The following is a 13,596-nucleotide window of genomic DNA, read 5'->3' as shown; positions in this document are numbered from 1 at the left end:
CGTGGAAGAGGTCATCAGCGTCTCTTTACAAGGTGGACCGCCGTCCATACCGAGCAGGGTTCGCATCGAGAAGTCGCAGCTCCTGGACGGGAAACTCAAAATTGAACGCCTGGGCGGATACGAACACTTCGAACGCACCGGCGGGCTGCACGAAGACGGCGACGACATTCTAGAGATCTATCGATGGACGCAACGGACGAAAATCGCCGAGTGACCATGACTCTCAACGTTTGACAGTTGGTCAGGCGCGGCCGGCCAGGCGCCTCAATCCGACCATCGTTCAACCCTTGCCCCGGTAGCCCAATTCGGCAGACAGGCAACGGACTTAAAATCCGTTAGGTGTGGGTTCGAGTCCCACCCGGGGTACTCCTTTTCAAGGAACCACGGCGCGACCGCGGGCCCGGCAGCGGACGTGGACGTGGACCGGCGACGGCCCGCTCTCTGGAGGCCCGACTGGGCTTTGCCGGCGGTGCCGGCAAAGGCGTCCGCCACGGCAACATCCGACTGTGACCGAAGGGGAACCGATGAATCAAGCCCCACACGAGGGTGACCGTTTCGCGGAGGGGGCCACTCGGTGAGATATGAGCTATTGGGTCCGCTTCGCGTCGTCACTGATGAGGGTGATGTCGCGTCCATCGGCGCGCAGAAAATAGAAACGCTGCTGGAAGTGCTCCTCATCCGCGCCGATCAGGTCGTCGGGACCGAGCAGCTGATGGGAGAGATCTGGTCCGAGCGGGTGCCACGACGCGCCACGGCGGGTCTTCACGTTTACGTCTCCCAGCTCCGCAAGTTCCTCAACCGCTGTGGCCGGCCGACCAGCCCCGTCGTCACCCGGCCACCCGGGTATCTGCTGCGGGCGGGAGACGATGAGCTTGACTACCGGGAGTTCGTCCGACTCGTCGACTGGGGACGGGAGCACTCCCGGGAGCAGCGCCACGACCAGGCGAGCCGTTTCTTCGAGGAGGCATTGGCCCTCTGGCGCGGCCCGATTCCCTGCGACCTGTCCACCGGGCCGATCCTCGAAGGTTTCATGACCTGGCTCGCCGAGATGCACCTCGAGTGCACCGAGATGCTCATCGACGCACAGTTGGAGCTCGGCCAGCACCGCGAGGTCGTCGGACGGCTCTACTCTCTCGTCGCCGAGCATCCTCTCCGCGAGGCGTTCTACCGCCAGCTCATGCTGGCGCTGTATCGGTCCGACCGGCAGGCCGACGCTCTGGAGGTCTACCGGTCGGTGCGACGGACCCTCAACGACGAGCTCGGCTTGGAACCCTGTCGTGCGCTCCAGGAGTTGCACCGGGCCATCCTTGTCGCCGACTATGCGCTTGAACACGAGGCCACTGTGTGACGGATGGCTCCGGCCTCTGGAACAAGGCCTCGTAGGATCACGTCCCCGACCGTGCCGCCGGACCTCAGGCCCGGCGGCACGGTTCCGTCCATCCGACCCGTCCGGCCCGGCATCCTGCGAGGAGTCTCCGCCGACCGCCCGCCATGGCCTGATGTGGCATCGCCCGACCCGTTCGAGATCCACGTTCAGGGGTCAGTAAGGGCCGGATAGGGGCTCGATGCCGGAACTTCCGTTGCGACAAGGCGGTGAATGTCCGCGGAAGTTCCTCGACCGCCCGGCGAACGCATGGTTCAGGTTCTCGGGGTTAGGCCGCTCTTAGCGGTCGAGACCAGACTCGGCGCATGACAAGACTCTCCACGGCCCCGTTCGTCGGGGACCCCCCAGGCGACACACGCGATGCGTACTGGCGGTTGTCACAGCTGGTCGACACCGGCTCGCTCCGGCGGCTCCACTCCGATGACGACATCGCGGTGCTCGCCGTCCGCGGTCGCGTCGCCGGCGCCGAGGTCATCGCCTTCTGCACCGATGCGACCCGGATGGGCGGCGCCGTCGGCATGGGCGAGTGCCTGCGCATCGCGAACGCGACGGACCTGGCCGCGACCGAGGGGATTCCGGTGATCGGCCTCTGGCATTCCGGCGGCGCCAAGCTCGCCGACGGCGTCGAGGCCATGGACGGGGTGGGCCGTATCTTCGCGGCCACCGTCCGGGCGTCCGGCCGTATCCCGCAGATCTCGGTGGTGCTCGGCCCCGCAGCCGGCGGCGCGGCGTACGGGCCCGCACTCACCGACCTGGTGGTCATGGCCCCGGCCGGGCGGGTCTTCGTCACCGGGCCCAGCGTCGTCCGCAGCGTCACCGGCGAGGAAATCGACATGGAGGGCCTGGGCGGCGCCGAAGCACATGGACGCCGCTCCGGCGTGGTCCACCTGGTGTCCGGCTCGGAGGCCGAGGCGATGGGTCAAGCTCGGAAGCTGGTCGAGCTGATGGCGCAGCCGGGCGCATTCACCCCCGAGCTCCTGGATGACCAGACCGATCTGCACTCACTACTGCCCGAGTCGCCGCGCCGGGCCTACGACGTCCGCGGCCTGGTGCACGCGCTGCTCGACGACCGCGACTTCGTCGAACTGCAACCGAAGTGGGCCCCCAACGTCGTGATCGGTCTCGGCCGGCTCGCCGGCGGCACGGTCGGCGTGGTCGCCAACAACCCGCTCCGCAAGGGCGGCTGCCTCGACTCCCTCAGCGCGGAGAAATCCGCGCGGTTCGTCCGCATGTGCGATTCGCTCGGGATTCCCCTCCTCGTCATCGTCGACGTACCCGGCTATCTTCCCGGCGTCCGGCAGGAGTGGGACGGTGTCGTACGGCGCGGGGCCAAGCTGCTGTACGCGTTCGCCGAGGCGGTCGTCCCCCGCATCACCCTGATCACCAGGAAGTCGTTCGGCGGCGCGTACATCGCGATGAACTCCCGCTCTCTGGGAGCGACGAAGGTCTTCGCCTGGCCGGACGCCGAGGTGGCGGTGATGGGCGCCGAGTCGGCCGTCGAGATCCTGCACCGCCGGCAACTCGCAGCCGCGGGCCCAGAGGAGCGTGCGGAACTCCGGCTCAGGCTCCTCGACGAGCACCGCCGTACGGCCGGAGGTGTGGAGCGCGGCCTCGGAATCGGCGTGATCGACGAGGTCATCCGGCCTGCGGAGACCCGGCACAAGATCGCGGCCGTCCTCGCCGGCATGGCGCCGACGCGCGGACGACACGGCAACATCCCGCTATGAGAGGCGAGGCGACCATGAGAACGCAACGGTCGGCGGTGCCGGTCCTCGGGTGGTGCGGTGGGCGGTCGTGGTGGTGTCGTAGCACGCGGTCATTCCCTGTTCGGCGGCACACTCGCCGAGGCCCAGCGGACGCCGGCGGGTAGCGGATACGCGTCGGCGTGCAGCGTCGCCAGGAGGTCGAGGAAGTGGCGGGCGGCCGGGGCGGGTGCACCGCGGTCGGGCAGGATGACGTCGAGTCGTCGTTCGACGACAGGTCCGGTGAGCGGCCGGTGCACCAGCCCGGCGAAGCTCATCAGGGCCTGCACGAGGGCCGGCAGCGCGGATAGGCCGAGTCCGGCGGCCACCAGTCCGCCCACCGTGGCGACGTTGGCCGCCTCGACGACCTGGACGGCGCTGACTCCGGCGGTCGCGAACGCCGCGTCGGTGAACATCCTGACGCTGGAGTCGGCGCCGACATCTTCGTTCCGAGGTGAACAATCCGCAACACGGCAGCAACAGCGCCGCGACCCCCACCGTGTCTCCTGCCCGGGAGTGGCCCATGCCGCGTACGGACGTCACCGAATTCATGAAGGACAGCAGGCTGGGCCGGGTGCACATTTCGGTCGCCCTGCTCTGCGGGATCACTCTCCTGGCCGACGGCTACGACGTCGGCATCCTGGGCGCCGTGATACCGGCGCTGACCAAGTCCTGGCACATCTCCCACACCGCCGCCGGGCTGCTCGGGTCGGCCGGGCTGGCCGGCATGCTGTTCGGCGGCATCGGGCTCGGCACCGTGGCCGACCGCATCGGCCGCAAGCCCAGCCTGATCGTCTCGTTGGCCGTCTTCGGCGTCTGTGCCGGGCTCAGCGCGGCGGCCTCCGGTCCGGTCGTCTTCGGCGTCCTGCGGTTCTGCGCCGGGCTGGGTCTCGGCGGCGCGCTGCCCCTCACCGCCACCCTGTCCGCGGAGTACGCGCCGCGCCGCTGGCGGTCCTCATTCGTCATGTGGACCTCCATCGGGTACGCGACGGGCGCGCTGCTCGCGGCGGCCGTCAGCCGTGCCGCCATCGGCTCGTGGGGCTGGCGCGGCGTGATCCTCACCGGCGCGTTCCCGCTCCTCCTCGTGCCCGTCCTGGCCCTGTTCCTGCCGGAGTGGCTGGTGCGCGGCGGCCGTACGGACCAGGCCCGCCGGATCATGGCCGCGGTGGCCGGTCCCGAGAGGGTGGCCGCCGACACGGAGCTCTACGCCGCGCCGTCGGCCGACCGGGTGCCGATGGCCAGGCTGTTCGAGCGCCGCTACGTGCTGCGCACGGTGCTGCTGGCGTTCGCCTTCTCCGGGTGCCTGCTGATGCTGTACGCCATCTTGACCTGGTTGCCGACGCTGGTCGCGAAATCGGGCCTGTCGGTGGCCGGAGGCCTCACGATGCTCATCCTGCTCAACGGCGGCGGCGTGGTCGGCATCGTCATCAACGGCGCACTGGCCGGACGCGTCGCGGTCTCCCGCATCGTGCTCGGCTCGTACGCCTGCGTCGCGGTGTCCCTGATCGTCCTTGGATTCGCGCACTCCGACCTCACGATCGGGATGCTGGCGTTCCTGGCCGGGATGTTCGCGTACGGCTCGTCGGTCGCCGAGAACGCCTACTCCACCCTCGTCTACCCCGACGAGCTACGCGGGACCGGCACCGGCTGGTGCCTGGGCATCGGCCGAATCGGCGCGATCGCCGGGCCGTACCTCGGCGGCGCGCTGCTGGACCACGAGGTCCCGCTCAAGCTCGCCTACCTGGTGTTCGCCGCCGCCGGAGTCGTGTCGCTGGCCGCGGTGACCATCGTGCAGCGCCACCGTACGGGCGGCGGCACCCACGGCACGATCACCACCGGCGCCGCGCTGGGACCGGTCGAACTGTGACCGCGACCCGTACGGCGCCCCGGCCGCGCCCTTCCACGTCCCGACGGCAGGTGCGAACGGTCCGCGTCGGCTGCGGCGCGGGGTTCGCCGGCGACCGCGTCCAGCCCGCGGTCGACCTGGTCGACCGCGGCGAGCTGGACTACCTGGTGCTGGAGTGCCTGGCCGAGCGCACCACGGCACTCGGGCAGCTGCGCCGGCTGGCCGATCCGACCGCCGGATACGGTCCCTCGGTCGAGCGGCGGATGCGGCTGCTGCTGAAGCCGCTGGCGCGGACCGGGACCCGGCTGGTCACCAACATCGGATCGGCCGACCCGCTCGCCGCCGCGCGCCGGGTGCTGCGGATCGCCGCGGAACTGGCGGTGCCGGTGAGCGTCGCCGCGGTCACCGGCGACGACATACTCGACCGGATCGACGTCACCGCACCCGCGTGGGAGGACGGCCGGCCGCTCATCGAGCACGGCGAACTCGTCTCGGCCAGCGCCTACCTCGGCGCGGACGCGCTGCTGCCGGCCCTGCGGAGCGGCGCGCAGGTCGTCATCGGCGGCCGGATCGCCGACCCTTCGCTGTTCGTGGCACCGCTGGCGCACGAGTTCGGCTGGTCCCTCGACGACGTGGACCGGATCGCGGGAGCGACGGCGATCGGCCACCTGCTGGAGTGCGGGGGCCAGGTCACCGGGGGCTACTTCGCCGATCCGCCGTACAAGACCGTGCCCGACCTGGCGAACCTCGGTTATCCGATCGCCATCGCACCCACCCGGGAGGCCGCCGAGGCCATCGGCCACGAGGTCACCGCCCTCTACACCACCGGGCCCGCGGGCGGCGGTGGCGTCCGCGTCACCACGGAGGAGGTCATCGGCATCGTGTCCACCTCGATCGAACGGTCGCTCGTGGAACCCTGCGTGCATCACCCGGTGGCCGATCGATGAAGGTCAGGCTCGCCGAGGTCGCCCATTCGCGCGCCGGGGACAAGGGGACGCTGGTCGCCCTGTCGCTGATCCCGTACGACCCGCGTCACCACCCGGACCTGTGTCGCCTGGTGACCGCGGATGTCGTCCGGGACCACCTGGCCGGGCGGGTCCATGGGCACGTCCTCCGGCACGAGATGCCCAACCTGCCCGCGCTGCTCTTCGTCTGCCGGCGCGACCCGGACGACACGGTCACCGCGTCGCTCTACCTCGACACCCACGCCAAGAGCCTCAGCAGCGCCCTGCTCGAGCTCATCGTCGACCTGCCCGACACACCGGAAGGACGCCCCGCATGACACGACGAGGCATTCGCCGTGCCGGCCACTCCGCCTCCGACACCGCCGGCACCTGGATCAGTGATCCCGTCCTGCTCGCCGACTGGGGACATCGTTCGATCCGTCTGATGACGGAAGCCGCCAAGGCGGCGATCGCCGCGTACCGCGGTCACCGGCCGTACCACTCCTACTTCGTCGGTGGCTCGACCGGCGGCGATCAGGCGATGGAAGAGGCCGAATATTTTCCGCGCGACTATGACGGCATCGTCGCGATGGCGCCTCGAATGGCCTATAGCCACCTCATGATGAGCTTCATCCACACCGCCCTGCCGTCTGAACGCGACCCCGGCGCCTACCTTCCGCCGGACAGGTTGGCGCTGCTGAACCGCGCGGTGCTGTCGGCGTGCGCGGCCGCCGGACTGCCACTTCGACCCCGCGACGCTGCTGTGCCCCGAAGACGGCGGCACCTCGTCCTGCCTCACCGCACCGCAGGTCGCCGCCGCGAAGGTCATCTACGCGCCCGTGCGCGACCCACGCACCAGCCGGGAGCTGTATCCGGGGTTCGTCCGCGGCAGCGAGGCCGACCCGGAGAACGGTTCCGCGTCCAGCGCGGGCTGGTACAGCGTCCAGAGCTCCGGCGGCCACAGCCTGGCCCGGCAGTACGCGCAGCCGCTGTTCGGCCGCGCCGTGTTCGGCGACCCGAACTGAGACTGGACCGGCTTCGATTTCGGCCACGACGCCGACGCGGTCGAGGCCAGGCTCAGTCCCGTCATCGACGCGACCAGCCCGGACCTGCGGGCGTTCGCGGCTCGCGGCGGAAAGCTGATCATGACGCAGGGCTGGTCCGACGCCTACAACGCCCAGACACTCCCGATCGAGTACTACGACAAGGTCGTGCGGCAGCTGGGCGGCCCGGCGCGCGCCCGTTCCTTCTTCCGGCTGTTCATGCAACCCGGCGTCGGGCACGTCGCCGACGGCCCCGGGCTTGACGGTTTCGACGCCATCGGGACCGTCCGTGCGTGGGTCGAGCGAGGGACCGCACCCGACAGCATCACCGCTTCCAAGGCGTCTTCCGGGCAGACCCGGCCGTTGTGCCCGTATCCGCAGGCGGCCGCCTACAACGGCGACGGTGACACCCGCGTGGCATCGAGCTTCCACTGCTCGCCCGATGGCAGGTCCACGTCATGACCGGAACTTCCACTGGATCCACCCTTGCCAACTTGAATTCAATTCAAGAGGATATGAGTGTGTTTTCGTGGCGGTCCAGACGTCGTCGTACGGCGGATGCCGCATGGCCAGGCCAGGGGTGAGGGTGTCCATCGATTTCGAGATCGACGAGCGGACCGACGGCATCGCGCGGCGCACCACCGCTTTCGTCCGGGATGTCGTGCTACCCGAGGAACAGGCGTCCGATGGAAACGTCCACGCCGGGCCGGAGCCGCTTCGGCGTCGGCTGCAGGAGGCGGCCCGGACGGCGGGCGTGTTCGCTCCCCACGTCGGTGCGGAGTGGGGCGGGCTCGGGCTGGATCTGCGCGGCCAGGCCGTGGTGTTCGAGGCGGCGGGGTACTCGCTCCTGGGCCCGCTCGCGCTCAACTGCGCGGCGCCCGACGAGGGCAACATGCACCTGCTCGAGATCGTGGCGACCGAGAAGCAGAAGGAACGGTACTTGCGCCCGCTGGCGGCCGGCGAGGTGCGCTCGTGCTTCGCGATGACCGAACCCGCACCCGGCGCCGGATCCGACCCCCGCGCGCTGGCCACGACCGCGACGAGGACCACGGGCGGCTGGCGGATCGACGGCCGCAAGTGGTTCATCAGCGGCGCGGACGGCGCCGCGTTCATCGTCTGCATGGCCCGTACCAGCGGGGTCCCCGGAGACCGCGGCGGCGCGACGATGTTCCTCGTCGACGCCGGCAACCCGGGAATGAAGATCGTCCGGAACATCGACACCCTGGACCAGGGCCTGTTCGGCGGGCACAGCGAGATCGTTTTCGACGGTTGCGAGGTCGGCGACGACGCGGTGCTGGGCGAGGTGGAGCAGGGCTTCCCGTACGCGCAGGTACGCCTCGGCCCCGCCCGGATGACCCACTGCATGCGCTGGCTCGGGGTGGCGCGCCGTGCCCAGGACATCGCCTTGGACCGCGCGGCCGACCGCTCGGCGTTCGGCCGGCCGCTGGCCGAACTCGGCATGGTGCAACAGTTGCTCGCCGACAACGAGATCGATATCGAGACCGGCCGCGCGGTGCTGTGGCGGGCCTGCTGGGAGCTGGACCAGGGGCGCACGGCCGCCCAGCACACCTCGATCGCCAAAACGTACGTCTCCGAGGCGGTGAACCGGGTGGTCGACCGGGCCGTGCAGGTGTGCGGAGCGCTCGGCATCTCGGGTGATGTCCCGCTCTCGCGGCTGTACCGGGAGGTACGCCCGTTCCGCATCTACGACGGCCCCTCCGAGACCCATCGCTGGGCGATCGCCAAACGCGCGGTGCGCGCGGCGCGGGAACGGAGGGCCGTACGGTGACCGGGCCCGGGAGCGACACGGCCGTCATCGGCGTCGACGGACCCGCGCTGCAGCGCTACTTCGACCGCCACATCCCCCAGTGTGCGGGTCCACTCCGGGTCACGCCGTTGCACGGCGGCCGCTCCAACCTCACCTATGAGGTGACCGACGGGACGCACCGCTGGGTCCTGCGCCGGCCGCCGCTGGGAGTGCTCACCCCCACCGCGCACGATATGGACCGCGAGTACCGCGTCGTCGCCGCGCTCGGCCGCACCGAGGTGCCGGTCGCGCGCGCCGTGCTGTCGTGCTCCGACCCCACGGTGATCGGGGCGCCGTTCTGCGTCGTCGACTTCGTCGCGGGGACGGTGCTGCGCGACGGCGCCGAGGCGGCCACGCTGGATCCCGCCGACGCGCGGCGCAGCGCCGAGGCGCTCGTCGACGCTCTGGTGGACCTCCACTCGGTCGACGCCGCCGACGCCGGGCTGGACGGCTTCGGCCGTCCCGAGGGATACCTGGAGCGTCAGGTGCGACGGTGGCGCGGGCAGTGGGACAAGGTCGCCACCCGCCCGCTGCCCGACATCGGCGAACTCCACGGCCGCCTGGCCCGGGCCCTGCCCGTGAGCGGCGCCTCGGCGATCGTGCACGGCGACTACCGCCTGGACAACGTCATCCTGGCGCCCGGCGACCCCGGACGGATCGCAGCGATCCTGGACTGGGAGATGGCGACGCTCGGTGATCCCCTCGCCGACCTCGGGATGCTGCTCATGTACTGGGAGCCGACCTGCGAGCCGGTGCTGGGGGTACGCCACGTCCCGACCGCCAACCCCGGCTTCCCGTCGGGCCGGGAACTGGCCGAGCGGTATGCCGAGCGGTCCGGCCGCGACGTCGGGGACCTGCACTTCTACCGGGCGCTGGCGTACTTCAAGCTGGCCGTCATCGCCGAGGGCATTCACGCCCGCCACCTCGCGGGCCGGACCGTCGGCACCGGATTCGAACGGGTCGGGTCGGCGGTGCCCGCGCTGCTGCGCTCGGGATTGGAGCTCCTGCCGTGACCGACACACCGAGCGAGGGAGGGCCCGTGCACGGCCGACTGTCCGGACAGATCGCACTGGTCACCGGTGCGACCGGTGGCATCGGGGAGGCGGTCGTACGCCGCCTAGCCGCCGAAGGCGCCGCCGTTGCGGTGACCGACGTGGACGCCGGTCCCTGCGAAGCGCTGGCGAAGGAACTGACGGCCGGCGGAGGGAGGGCACTCGCTCTCACGCTGGACGTCACCGACGAACAGCGGTGGTGCGCCGCGGTCGAGCGCGTCGTCGCCGAGTTCGGCGGCCTGTCCGTGCTCGTCAACAACGCGGGCATCGCCGAGATGCGAACCGTCGAGACCGAGACCCAGGAGACCTGGGACAAGGTCATCGCCGTCACCCAGACCGGCGTCTGGCTCGGCATGAAGCACGGAGGGCCCGCGATCGAACGCGCCGGCGGCGGCTCCATCGTCAACATCGCGTCGATCTTCGGCACGGTCGGCGGGTTCGGCAGCCAGTTCTCCTACCACGCCGCGAAGGGCGCGGTCCGCCTGATGACCAAGAACGCCGCCCTGCACTGGGCGGAGCGCGGCGTGCGCGTCAACTCCATCCACCCCGGCTTCATCGAGACTCCGCGTTCGCGGAACCTGTGGCGCGGCACACCCCGCCACACGGCGATGGTCGAAGGCACCCCCATGCGGCGGCTCGGCCGGCCCGAAGAGGTCGCCGGGGCGGTGGCGTTCCTGGCCTCCCAGGACGCGAGCTTCGTCACCGGCTCCGAACTGTACGTGGACGGAGGCTGGACGGCCCGCTGATTCGCCGGCGGGGAGCGCTCTCTCCGCCGCCACGCGGCTCACCGGATGCGGGTGTACCGGTTCACGCCGGCCACGGACGCGACGCCGGCCCGGCTCTGCAGGACGAGGACGTCCAGGTGCGCCGCCGTCTCGTTGATCGCGAGCATCTGGTTGAAGGCGCTGAGCTCACCGAATGGCACCTGCCGACGCGTCCAGCCCAGCCTGCGCGCCACCGCGTGGGCGTCGAGCGTCTCCTCCCCCAGGGCCGACAGGCTCCTGTCCAGCCGGTCGTCGTGGTGGGCGAGTAGTTCGGCGACCCGCGTGTGGGCGCTGTCGGCGACCGGCCCGTGCGCGGGCAGCAGGCGGGCGTCGGCGTACCGGGTCATGAGCCGTAGCGAGTCGAGGTAGTCGGCGAGCGGCCGGCCGCCGGACCCGGCGAGTTCGAAGCCGATGGACGGGGTGATGTGCGGCAGGACGTGGTCCCCGGAGAACAGCAGCCCCCGCGTTTCGTCCAGGTAGACGACGTGTCCTCGGGTATGTCCGGGCGTCGGCACGACCTGGAGCCCGATGTCGCCGAAGCGGACGGCCTCCGCGCCGAGCCAGCGATCGGGGGCCTGCCAGACGGCGGGATCGTAGCCGCCGTGATCCATCGCGCCGATCCGGTCGGCCAGTTCCCCGGCCCCTGCCCGGCGCAGCGTCTCCAGGGAGCTCGCCGGTACGTCACTGCACAGCCGGTGGAGCATCTCCAGGCCCGGGCGTTCCCCCATGCCCAGGTAGACCCGCGAGCCCAGCAGCCGGCGCAGTTCCACGGCGTGCGTGTAGTGGTCGCGGTGGATGTGCGTGACCAGGATGTGGCCGATGTCGCCGACGTCCCGGCCGATGGCGGCCAGACCCTGCTCGAGCGCCTTGCGCGCCTCGGGGATCGCCCATCCGCCGTCGATCATGACGATGCCGCCGTCGTCGGCCGGGTTCTCCAGAACATAGACGTTGACGGCGCGGAGGCCGTCGTCGGGCAGGGGGAGCGGAATGCGGTGGACTCCGGGCCGTACCGTCTGGACTCCCTGAGCGGCCCATGCCCCGTGGTCGAAACGCGCCGTCATCACCCTTCCTCTCCCCCGAGATATCGCTGTGATCCGCCGACGGGACGTCGCCCCGCTCGCGGACGTCGCGCCGCCTCAGGCCGGATCGTCCGCACGGTCGCGCAGCCGTGCGGCCAGGTCCCGGGCCCCGGCCCGGTCGATCTTGCCGACCTTGGTCTGGGGCAGCTCGGCGACGCTGTAGACGTACTCGGGCCATTTGCCCTTGGACAGGCCGACGCTCTCCAGGTATCCCGCCACCTCGGCCAGCTCGATGTCACGGCCGTCCTCGGTGACGACCAGCAGCGCGACGCGCTCGCCGAGCACCTCGTCGGAGACCGCCGCGACGCACACCGACGCGACCCGCGGATGGCCGGCGATGGCGCGCTCGATCTCGGTGATGTCGATGTTGCGGCCGCCGCGGATGATGACGTCCTTCTCCCGGCCCATGATGCTGATGGTGCCGTCCTCATGGGTCATCAGCAGGTCGCCGGTGGGAAAGTAGCCGTCCGCCGTCAGCTCGGGCGGACGGACGCGCCCCTCGCGGGCGTAGCCGAGGAAGAGGGAGGGGCCGCGCACCTGCGCCCGGCCGGTCACGCCGGGGCCGGCCACCCTCCCGTCGAGGGTGATCGCGCGAACGTCCGTCCCCGGGAACGGCCGTCCGTCCCTGCCGAGCCGGAGCTCCTCGGGGTCGCCGGGACCGGGGGACGTGTGTCCGAGGCACTCGGACATGCCGAAGACGCGCAGGATCTTCGTGCCCAGGGACCGTTCGGCACGTGCGAGGGCTCCGCGGTCCATGGGCCCGCCGCCGACGGTGATCGACCGGACGCAGCGGAGGGCACCGGAGCCGGCGGCCTCGGCGCCCATCTGCAACGCCATGGTCGGGACGCACATGGTCCAGCGGACGTCGGCGCCGGCCATCCGCTCCAGCGCGACGGCGCGGTTCCACTTGCCCATCAGGACGAGCGGGCCGCCCAGCAGCAGAGCGAGGTAGACGCCGAAGCAGTACGCCGCCGTCGACGACAGCGGTACGATCGCGGCGACGGCGTCACCGCGGGACAGGCCGTTGATGGCGATGGTGCTGGCCGTGGCATAGCGCAGGGCCTCCTCGGACTGGACGACGCCCTTCGGCCGCCCGGTGGATCCGGAGGTGAGGCCGATCAGGACACCGCCCCACCAGCGCGAGACGTCGCTCGGGCGCGACACGCACCGCGGCTGCCAGCCGCCGAGCGCCGTACCCGCCGAGGCGGGCAGCAGATCGCGCACCGCCCATTCCTCCACCGCCGAGGGCTCGGCGACGACGGCGTCGGGGCGGATGTCCTCCCAGGCCACGGCGAACTCCTGAGGTGTGGTGTGCCGGTTGACCACCGCCAGCGTTCCGCCCCGCAGGCCGACGGCGAGGGTGGCGGCGACGGTGCGCCAGGAGTTGTCGGCCTGGAGCATGACGGTGCCGCCCGCGGCGGCGGACAGCGCTCCGGCCAGCCGGTCCGCCTCCTCGAGCAGTTCCCGGGCCGTGTGGGGGCCCGTGTCGTCGATGACGGCGACGAAATCGGCCTCTTCGGCCCTCTGCTGGAACACCCGCGATACCTGTCGCATCCTGCTTCCTCGCTGCGCTGTGTCCCGGCCCGGCGGCCGGACGGCCCGACGGCCTCAGGCGGTGAACATCTCCGCCTCGTGTCCCATGACGGCGATACGGCGGCCCCTCATGTCCCCGACCTGTGCGACCGCTTCCGCCCACTCAGGGCTGGCGAGGGCCTTCTTCAGGTCCTCCGGGGAGTCGAAACCGAGCACGGAGATCCCGTCCCAGCCCTCGGATCGCTTCTCCAGCGCGTCGTCGATCTCGGTGTGCCGCCAGGCCCGCAGTCCGGGCAGGCGATAGGTCAGTTCCGCGTGGTCGCCCCGCCACCAGTCGATGAACTGCTGGTGGGTCCAGTCCGGAGGCCGGGATGCGAGCAGAATGAGGTTGTACACGTCCGT

Annotated in this window: 13 protein-coding genes, 1 tRNA gene and 3 pseudogenes; 13 read left to right on the top strand and 4 right to left on the bottom strand. The window is 71.0% G+C overall.

Annotation, left to right across the window (positions count from 1 at the left end):
• The first annotated feature begins 1 nt into the window (after position 1).
• The 4 genes from AB0I04_RS49200 (at position 2) to AB0I04_RS49185 (ending at position 3,111) form a co-directional block, all read left to right on the top strand.
• Complete coding sequence (locus AB0I04_RS49200) at positions 2-214, top strand: DUF5988 family protein (RefSeq protein WP_360901761.1); 213 nt, start codon at positions 2-4, stop codon at positions 212-214.
• A gap of 75 nt (positions 215-289) precedes the next feature.
• Positions 290-366: transfer RNA gene (locus AB0I04_RS49195), tRNA-Leu, on the top strand.
• Between the two features lie 208 nt (positions 367-574).
• Positions 575-1,348, top strand: a complete 774-nt coding sequence (locus AB0I04_RS49190; RefSeq protein WP_360901758.1) for an AfsR/SARP family transcriptional regulator — start codon at positions 575-577, stop codon at positions 1,346-1,348.
• Between the two features lie 341 nt (positions 1,349-1,689).
• A complete protein-coding gene (locus AB0I04_RS49185) occupies positions 1,690-3,111 on the top strand; it encodes a carboxyl transferase domain-containing protein (RefSeq protein ID WP_360901755.1) in 1,422 nt (473 codons plus the stop codon).
• An 89-nt stretch (positions 3,112-3,200) separates the two neighbouring features.
• Here AB0I04_RS49185 and AB0I04_RS49180 read toward each other — a convergent pair.
• Positions 3,201-3,545: pseudogene (locus tag AB0I04_RS49180) on the bottom strand (LysR substrate-binding domain-containing protein); the annotation flags it as partial.
• A gap of 104 nt (positions 3,546-3,649) precedes the next feature.
• Here AB0I04_RS49180 and AB0I04_RS49175 point away from each other — a divergent pair.
• The 9 genes and pseudogenes from AB0I04_RS49175 (at position 3,650) to AB0I04_RS49135 (ending at position 10,564) form a co-directional block, all read left to right on the top strand.
• Positions 3,650-4,993, top strand: coding sequence for an MFS transporter (locus AB0I04_RS49175; protein WP_360901752.1), 1,344 nt, complete (start codon positions 3,650-3,652; stop codon positions 4,991-4,993).
• A 50-nt stretch (positions 4,994-5,043) separates the two neighbouring features.
• Entirely contained in the window at positions 5,044-5,919 is an 876-nt protein-coding gene (locus tag AB0I04_RS49170) for an acyclic terpene utilization AtuA family protein (protein ID WP_360901749.1), read from the top strand.
• Positions 5,916-6,254 (top strand): hypothetical protein, encoded by a 339-nt coding sequence (locus AB0I04_RS49165; protein ID WP_360901746.1) that lies wholly within the window; start codon positions 5,916-5,918, stop codon positions 6,252-6,254. The genes AB0I04_RS49170 and AB0I04_RS49165 overlap by 4 nt, the downstream gene beginning before the upstream one ends.
• Positions 6,251-6,631 (top strand): annotated as a pseudogene (locus AB0I04_RS49160) (tannase/feruloyl esterase family alpha/beta hydrolase); the annotation flags it as partial. The gene AB0I04_RS49165 and the pseudogene AB0I04_RS49160, both read left to right, overlap by 4 nt.
• 124 nt (positions 6,632-6,755) lie before the next feature.
• Complete coding sequence (locus AB0I04_RS49155; RefSeq protein WP_360901773.1) at positions 6,756-6,941, top strand: hypothetical protein; 186 nt, start codon at positions 6,756-6,758, stop codon at positions 6,939-6,941.
• A 51-nt stretch (positions 6,942-6,992) separates the two neighbouring features.
• A pseudogene (locus AB0I04_RS49150) lies at positions 6,993-7,421 on the top strand (tannase/feruloyl esterase family alpha/beta hydrolase); the annotation flags it as partial.
• Positions 7,422-7,545: 124 nt separating this feature from the next.
• Positions 7,546-8,748 carry an acyl-CoA dehydrogenase family protein gene (locus AB0I04_RS49145; protein WP_360901743.1) on the top strand — a complete coding sequence of 401 codons (1,203 nt, stop codon included), beginning with the start codon at positions 7,546-7,548 and terminating at the stop codon, positions 8,746-8,748.
• Positions 8,745-9,779, top strand: a complete 1,035-nt coding sequence (locus AB0I04_RS49140) for a phosphotransferase family protein (RefSeq protein WP_360901740.1) — start codon at positions 8,745-8,747, stop codon at positions 9,777-9,779. Before AB0I04_RS49145 ends, AB0I04_RS49140 begins: the two co-directional genes overlap by 4 nt.
• On the top strand, positions 9,776-10,564 hold the full coding sequence (locus AB0I04_RS49135; protein WP_360901737.1) for an SDR family NAD(P)-dependent oxidoreductase: 789 nt from the start codon (positions 9,776-9,778) through the stop codon (positions 10,562-10,564). Before AB0I04_RS49140 ends, AB0I04_RS49135 begins: the two co-directional genes overlap by 4 nt.
• 38 nt (positions 10,565-10,602) lie before the next feature.
• Here the strand turns inward: AB0I04_RS49135 and AB0I04_RS49130 are convergent, their stop codons facing one another.
• The 3 genes from AB0I04_RS49130 to AB0I04_RS49120 all read right to left on the bottom strand — a co-directional run bounded on the left by AB0I04_RS49130 (position 10,603) and on the right by AB0I04_RS49120 (position 13,590).
• A complete protein-coding gene (locus AB0I04_RS49130) occupies positions 10,603-11,643 on the bottom strand; it encodes an MBL fold metallo-hydrolase (RefSeq protein ID WP_360901734.1) in 1,041 nt (346 codons plus the stop codon).
• 75 nt (positions 11,644-11,718) lie between these two features.
• A complete protein-coding gene (locus AB0I04_RS49125) occupies positions 11,719-13,215 on the bottom strand; it encodes a class I adenylate-forming enzyme family protein (RefSeq protein ID WP_360901731.1) in 1,497 nt (498 codons plus the stop codon).
• Between the two features lie 54 nt (positions 13,216-13,269).
• The gene (locus tag AB0I04_RS49120; protein ID WP_360901728.1) at positions 13,270-13,590 is read right to left on the bottom strand and encodes an EthD domain-containing protein; all 321 of its coding nucleotides are present in this window, start codon (positions 13,588-13,590) and stop codon (positions 13,270-13,272) included.
• Positions 13,591-13,596 lie beyond the last annotated feature (6 nt).

This window comes from Actinoallomurus sp. NPDC050550 (genome assembly GCF_040655075.1).
In the GTDB taxonomy this organism is placed as follows: domain Bacteria; phylum Actinomycetota; class Actinomycetes; order Streptosporangiales; family Streptosporangiaceae; genus Actinoallomurus.
This window is presented reverse-complemented; position numbering and strand designations above follow the sequence as displayed.